This is a genomic window from Catenulispora rubra (assembly GCF_015356825.1).
GTDB lineage: Bacteria > Actinomycetota > Actinomycetes > Streptomycetales > Catenulisporaceae > Catenulispora > Catenulispora rubra.
The window spans coordinates 1-6,922 of record NZ_JAACYW010000435.1; the positions used below are offsets into that span (position 1 = coordinate 1).

The 6,922-nt window shown below is 73.5% G+C and carries 3 protein-coding genes; 1 reads left to right on the forward strand and 2 read right to left on the reverse strand.

Translation table 11 applies throughout. From position 1 onward, the window contains the following. Positions 1 to 378: 378 nt before the first annotated feature. A complete protein-coding gene (locus GWK61_RS51435) occupies positions 379 to 2,850 on the reverse strand; it encodes a protein kinase domain-containing protein (protein WP_194921407.1) in 2,472 nt (823 codons plus the stop codon). A 361-nt stretch (positions 2,851 to 3,211) separates the two neighbouring features. On the opposite strand from GWK61_RS51435, the gene GWK61_RS51440 reads away from it, so the two are divergent. Beyond that, positions 3,212 to 3,406, forward strand: coding sequence for a hypothetical protein (locus tag GWK61_RS51440; RefSeq protein ID WP_194921409.1), 195 nt, complete (start codon positions 3,212 to 3,214; stop codon positions 3,404 to 3,406). Between the two features lie 176 nt (positions 3,407 to 3,582). Here the strand turns inward: GWK61_RS51440 and GWK61_RS51445 are convergent, their stop codons facing one another. Continuing rightward, complete coding sequence (locus GWK61_RS51445; protein WP_228564370.1) at positions 3,583 to 6,516, reverse strand: AfsR/SARP family transcriptional regulator; 2,934 nt, start codon at positions 6,514 to 6,516, stop codon at positions 3,583 to 3,585. Positions 6,517 to 6,922 lie beyond the last annotated feature (406 nt).

Consider the following 6,922-nt stretch of genomic DNA (forward strand, 5'->3'; position numbering starts at 1 on the left):
TCTATCCGCTGTTGCCTGCGCTGCGTTGTGCGGTGGCGGTGTTGCTTGTGGTCGCCGGGTTCTGGGTCCCTCGCCGCGTCATCGCCGTAAACGGAACCAGCCCGGTTTGGCGGAATCAAGCCGCATCACACTTGCTGTGGTCCAGCCTCGCCCGGCTTGACACCGCCAAACCGGGCAGGTTGGCTGCGCCCGCTGACGCGGCGAGGGACCCAGAACCAACACCCCGCATGGTCCTTCGGACCCCCTCACCACATCGCAGGTCGCGCTGGCCCGTCACCACCCGCAGCCACCAAAAAGGCGGCGCCCGGTCCCGAAGGACCGAGCGTCGCCCGAAGAACCGCGCCAGCGCCAGCGCCAGCGCTCACGCGCAGCCGTCGCCTACTTCCCGTTCGCGTTGAACGCCAGCACCGCCTGGCCCGACGTGTAGTACACCTTCCCGCCGCCGGCGGTCAGCGTGGACACGTTCTGTCCCGCCATCAGCGAGTTCGAGTACGACCAGTTGCACTTGCCGGTGTTTGCGTCGACCGCGTACAGCGCCAGCTTGTAGTCCGCGACGTACACCTGGCCGTCGGCGGTTGCCGTCGCGCCGTCGACCTGGAACTGGTCGGAGTTCGGTAGCGACGACTGCCACAGGACCTTGCCGTTCTTGGCGTCCACGGCTGCCAGGAAGCCGTCGGCGGTGACGTAGACGCGGCCGCTGCCGTCGGTGAAGGGGTGGTTGGCGATGCTGCCGCCGAGGGTGGAGTCGCCGACCTGGGTCTGCCAGACCGTTTTGCCGGTGGCCGGGTCGATGGCCGTGAGCTTGTCGCCGCCGGCGATGAGGTAGCCGTTGGCGTAGGCGAAGGGGTCCGAGCCGGCGCCGCCGAGGGTGGCGCTCTTGCGGGAGACCTGCCAGACCTTGTTGCCGTTGGTGACGTCCAGGCAGGTGATGGTGGCGTCGGTGTCGGCGCTGGAGGAGTCGTGGCCGGTGAAGATGTACTTGCCGGTCGGGGGGACGTGGATGGCGCCGATGTCGGCGTTGTTCTGCTTCCAGACCATCTTGTGCGTGTTCTTGTCCACGGCGAACAGGCCGTCGCCCTGGACGTTGACGTTGGCTGAGACGATCACCAGGTTGCCGTTGACGCCGGCCGCGCCCTGGGCCTGCCACTGGCGGTCGAACTGCGCCAGGGTCCACAGGACCTTGCCGCTCTCGATGTCGATGGCGAACAGCGGGTCGCCGCCGGTGCCGTCCAGGCCGGTGCAGTAGACCGTGGTGGCGTCGGTGGCGGTCATGATGCCGATGGTGCCGCTGCCGCAGGCGATGTCGTTCCACTTGGTCTTGCCCTGGCTGCTCAGGCCGTGGGTCTTGTCGGTGCCGATCAGCAGGACGGCGTCCTGGCCGATGGCGCTGCCCCAGATCTGGTCGTTGGTGGTCTGCTGCCAGGCCGTGGCCGCCTGTGGGGCGCCGCCGAGCTGGGCCGAGGAGGCGGTGTTCGGGTCCTGGATCGGGGCGGTGTTGGTCGGCCCGGTCAGGGCGGAGCCCTGGCTGCTGGGGCCGCTGCTGCCGCTGGGGGAGGACGGGCCGGTGCCGCCGCTGGTGGTGGTGCCGTTGGCCTGCGGCGTGCTGGGCGGCGTCTTGCTGCCGCCGCCGGACATGGCTATCGCCGTCGCGCCGCCGCCGAGGACGACCACGCCGCCGCCGATGATGCCGAACAGGGCGCGGCGGCTCATCTTGCCGGCGCCGGCGCCCGCGCCCTGCGGGTGCTGCGGATACTGCTGGTGCTGCGGGCCGGTGCCGGGGCCGTTCGGGCCAGGGCCGTAGGGGCCGACGCCCATCATGCCGCTCTGCGCGGTCGGGGCGTACGCCGGCGGGCCGTAAGTGCTGTTGCCCTGCGGGGGAGTGCCGGGGCCCTGGTAACCGGGCGCGCCGTAGGGGGGAGTGCCGGGCCCGGGGGCCTGGCCCATGTTGGGCGGCCCCGAGTTGATGCCCATGTGCGTCATGACGCTGCTGGCCTGCACGATCGCGTCGGTGTAGTGCGGGGGCAGCCAGCCGCCGGTGGTCGGCGCCGGGGCGTTGGCGTCCAGGTAGTCCAGGATCTGCTGCGTGGTGGGCCGGCGCGCCGGCTCCTTGTGCAGACAGGCCGAGATCATGTCGCGCAGCGAGTCCGGGACCCCGGTGATGTCCGGCTCCTGACTCACCACGCGGTACAGCAGCGCCGGCGTCGGCCCGTCCCCGAACGGGCTGCGCGCGGTCGCGGCGTACACCAGGGTGGCGCCCAGGGAGAACATGTCGGTCTCCGGGCCCACGCGCACGCCCGAGGCCTGCTCCGGCGACATGAAGCCGGGCGAGCCCATCACCGTGCCGGCCGTGGTCAGCGCCGTGCCCTCGGTGGCGCGGGTGATGCCGAAGTCGATGACGTAGGGACCGTCCAGCGCCAGCAGCACGTTCGCCGGCTTCAGGTCCCGGTGGATGATCCCCGCGCGGTGCACGGCGGTGATGGCCTCGGCCAGGCCGGCGGTCAGGGTGCGTAGAGCGGGCTCCGGCAGGGCGCCGAAACGCGCCACGGCGTCCCCCAGCGAGATGCCGGCGATGAACGCGGTGGCGAACCAGGGCACGGGCGCCTCGGTGTCGGAGTCGACGACCGCGGCCGTGAACGCCCCCGAGACGGACTTGGCGGCTTCGATCTCGTTGCGGAAACGCTGACGGAACTGCGCGTCGTCAGCCAGTTCGGGCCGCACCGCCTTGACGGCCACCGTCCGGCCCCCCGTGGACCGGCCGAGGTAGACCTTCCCCATGCCGCCGCTGCCGAGCACGCCGAGAATGGCATATGGACCGATGCGTGTCGGATCCCCCGCTTCCAGCGGTTGCATTCGCTGTCCCCCATCAAGAATCGTTGTTTCGTCATGCCCGAGCCGGAACAGCATGTTAGGGCTTCCGCCTGGAAGGATTCACCCCAACCCCCGGGGCAAACGGTAACTCGTTTTCGCGACCGAGCGTCAAGGTATTGCAGAACTCCTGCGTGACAGCGGGTGTGAGGGCGCGCGATGCCCTGGGTGCGGCACGTGTAACGGTTTGGGATCGGTCGGGCCGGGGTCGGCCGCAGCAAGCGATTTGGGGTTCTTCAACGGTTTTACGCCACCGCCGATCGACGGCCCAACAGGGGCGTAGATCGTATGTAGACGCCGACTGTGGCAGGGTGGGCGGACCGCTCGTCCCCCCGGAAGGAACACGATGGCCCCCCGGCGTCACCCCGCCCTGTCGAGGCTCGCAATCGCCGCCGCCCTCGGCGCCACCGCCCTGGCCACCACGGCGGCCGCCGAGCACGCCGCGGCGCGCCCGGCGAGGACTCACAGTGCCTCGACTGGCGACGTCCTGGACTGGAACACCATGGTCCCCGAAGGCGGGCATCCGGCGCAGGCGTCCTGAGCGACGCGCTGCGCGCCGGCCGCTTCGGCGAACGCGGCCCCACCGGGGTTCGCCGAAGCGGGCCGGGCCCTGGGCTCCGGGGCTCGCATCGCTGTCGACAGCAGCGGTGCGGCGGCAGGCGATGTCGGTCGCCGGTATTCGGTGGCTGGCTCTCGGCCGCCCACACGGACGTGACGTCAGTCCCGCGCCACGTCCAGATCAGCGAGCAGCGCGCGCACCGCTCGCTGATCGGCCGCGTGTCCGTCGGCCTCGAACTCGGCCAGCGCGGCGTGCGCGTGGTCGCGGGCCGATTCGTCGGCGCCGAGCGTGTGCAACGCCTTCGCCAGCTGGAACCGGGCCCGCGCGGCGCGGTCCAGCGCGCCCAGGGCGCTCCAGTCGGTGGCCGCCGTCTCGAACCGCTCCGCCGCTTCGGCCGGGCGCGCCAGCGCAGCCAGTGCCAGGCCGCTGACAAACCGGGTCTGCGCCGCCGACGCCGGATCGCCGCGTTCGCGCGCCGCGGCCAGCATCCCCTCGCAGTCGGCGAGCACTTCGGCGGCGCGGCCGGCGCGCAGCCGGGACACCGCCATGTTCAGCAGAGAGCCGGCCTCGCCGCTGTGGTGCCCGAGTGCCCGGGCCAGCGCCACCGCTTCGCCGAACAGGCCCGCGGCCTCGTCGTACGCGCCGCGGCCGTGCGCGATCACCCCCAGATCGTTCAGCACCTGCCGGGCGATCACCGGGTCCTCGGCCAGCGTGCACAGCTCCAGCGCCCACCGGCCGTGCTGCGAGGCCTCGTCGAACCGGCCCGCCGCCAGTGCCGTGTTCCCGGCCAGGAACCACGCCCGGCCCTGCCCCCGCACGTCCCCGGCACGCTCGGCGGCCCGCGCCAGATCCTGCACGGCGATCGCCGTCCTGCGGCCCCACGGCCCCGGCCCGAACGGGCTCATCGCTATCAGCAGGTTGATGGCGGCCGGGACCAGCTCCCGATACCGCGCGGCCTGCGGGCCCTCGCTCAGCGCCTCGGTCGCGATCCGCGCCGTCAGCTCCGCGGCGGTGGCCGCCTCGCCGCGGGCCCAGGCGCGGGCGGCGGCGGGGGAGTCGAACGCGAACTCGCCGATGCCCTGTGGCGCCAGCGTCTCGCGGATCGGGTCCCCGGGCACCGCCGACTCGAACGCCGCACACGCTCCCGCGAGGAGGAACCGCAGCAGCCGCGAGCGCGCCGCGAACCCCTCGGCCGCCGCGCGGTCGGGGTCGCCGACGGCGCCGTGCGCGAAGTCCCGCAGCAGGCTGTGATGCCGGTACCGGTGCTCGGCGGGGGATTCCAACATCGCCACGTCCACCAGCGACTCCAGGACCGCCTCGGCGTCCGCCTCCGGGAGCGCCAGTACGGCGGCCGCGGCCGGCAGCCCGATCTCCACCGCCTCCACCGCGCCGAGCAGCCGGAACGCCGTGGCCTGGAGCGCGGTCAGCTGTTGGTATCCGACCTCGAACGCCGGTGCCACCGCCAGCTCGCCGATCCGCAGCTCCCGCAGCCGGGAGCGCTCGTCGGCCAGGCGTCCGGCCAGTGAGGCGACGGTCCAGGCCGGACGTGCGGCCAGGCGCGCGGCCACGATCCGGACCGCCAGCGGCAGCCGTCCGCAGGCGTCGACCAGCAGCCGGGCCGCCTCCGGCTCGGCGTGCGGACGTTCGGGGCCGGCGACGCGTCCCAGCAGCCCGAGGGCTTCCTCGTCGTCGAACACGTCCAGCCACACCTGCGCCGACTTCGGCAGCGCGACCAGCCGGGCCCGGCTGGTGACCAGCACCGCGCAGCCGGCGGCGCCCGGCAGCAGGGGCCTGACCTGCGCGGCGTTGGCCGCGTCGTCGAGCACGATCAGCAGGCGGCGGCCGTCGAGTACGGTCCGGAACAACGACGAGCGCGCCGCCGTGCCCTCCGGGATCTCCTTGGCCGGAACCCCCAGCGCGTGCAGGAAGTCCTCCAGCACGGCCTGCGGCGGGACCGGCGAGGCGCTGGTGCCGCGGAGATCGGCGTAGAGCTGGCCGTCGGGGAAGGCGGGCCGGGCGCGGTGCGCGATGTGCAGGGCCAGCGTGCTCTTGCCGACGCCTCCCATCCCGGCCAGGGCCAGCACCGTCGGCGCCGCGTACTCGATGGTGCTCAGCTCGGTGCCGAGCCGTTCGACCAGCGCGCCGCGGCCGACGAAGTCCGGTTCGGCCGGGGGGAGCTGGGCCGGACGTGGAGCCGCCGGGATCTTGTCGGGTGTGGCCTGACCTGCGGTGATACGATCCTGCGAAGCCGCGCCGGACGGCGTCGTCGACCGGCTCGACCGGCTCAGCCGGCTCGACGCACTCGGCGACAGTGACCCGCCGGCCAGCACCTCGGCGTGTACGGCGCGCAGTTCGGCGCCCGGCTCGACGCCGAGTTCGCCGATCAGCAGTCGGCGCGCCGCGGTGAAGGCCGCCAGGGCGTCGGCCTGGCGTCCGGACTGCGACAACGCCCGCATCAGCAGCGCGTACAGCCGCTCCCGCAGCGGGAACTCGTCGCTGAGCGCCCGCAGCTCCGGCACGCACGAGGCCCCGCGCCCCAGCTCCACGTCCAGCGCGATGCGCCGCTCCAACAGGCTCAGCCGCAACTCGGCGAAGCGCCGGCGCTGCCGCTCGGCGAACGGCCCCGGGACCCCGGCCAGCGGCACCCCGGTCCACAGGTCGACGGCCCGCCGGAGCAGCTCCCGAGCCTGCTCCGTCCGGCCCTCGGCGCCGGCCTTGTCCGCGTCGGCGGCCCAGCGCTCGGCCTGCTCGGCGTCCACCGGCAGGGTCTCGGCCTCGGCGCCGTCGAAGCTGGCCGGGTTGGCGAGGGTCAGGGCGGCAGGGTCAGCGGAACCGTCCGTCGTGCTCCGCGAAGAGCCGGCGGTGCCGCCCCCGAACGACGGCAGGGCCAGCCGATAGCCGCCGGCCAGCGAGACCAGCACCTCGGACGCGGCGCCGTCGGCGGCCTCCGGGTCCAGCACCCGACGCCAGCGCCAGGCGTAAGTCCTCAGGATGGAGCGCGCCCGGCTCGGCGGCTCCTCGCCCCACAGGGCGTCGATGAGCTCGGCCGAACTCGCGGTCCGGCCCGGCAGCAGCAACAGCGCGGCCAGCATGGCCTGCTGCTGCGGGCTCCCCGTGGCCAGCTCCTCCTCGCCGCGAAGGCCCCGCAGCGGACCGAGGACCTGAAACCGGATCGCGTTCACGTTCTGACCAGATCCCTGCACTTCTCTCGTTTTCCGCCGGGGCGCAGTTCAGGCTAAGAGGGCCGACCCGGCGCGGGCAAGAGAGACCCATCAGACGGTGTGATCATGTGGACGGCCGGGTTCAACGGATTGTCATTCCGGCGAACGCGTCGGACCCGGTGGGCCCGGTGGCCTCGGCGGTCCGGCCGCCGCCGGGGGTCCGGTGACTCCGAGCAGTCCGGACACGGCCGGGGACCCCGGGGCGACCGGAATGGCCATCGGCGGCGCCTCGGACCCGGCGTGCGCCCCGGCGCGCGGGGCGGCGTGGGCTCCGGGG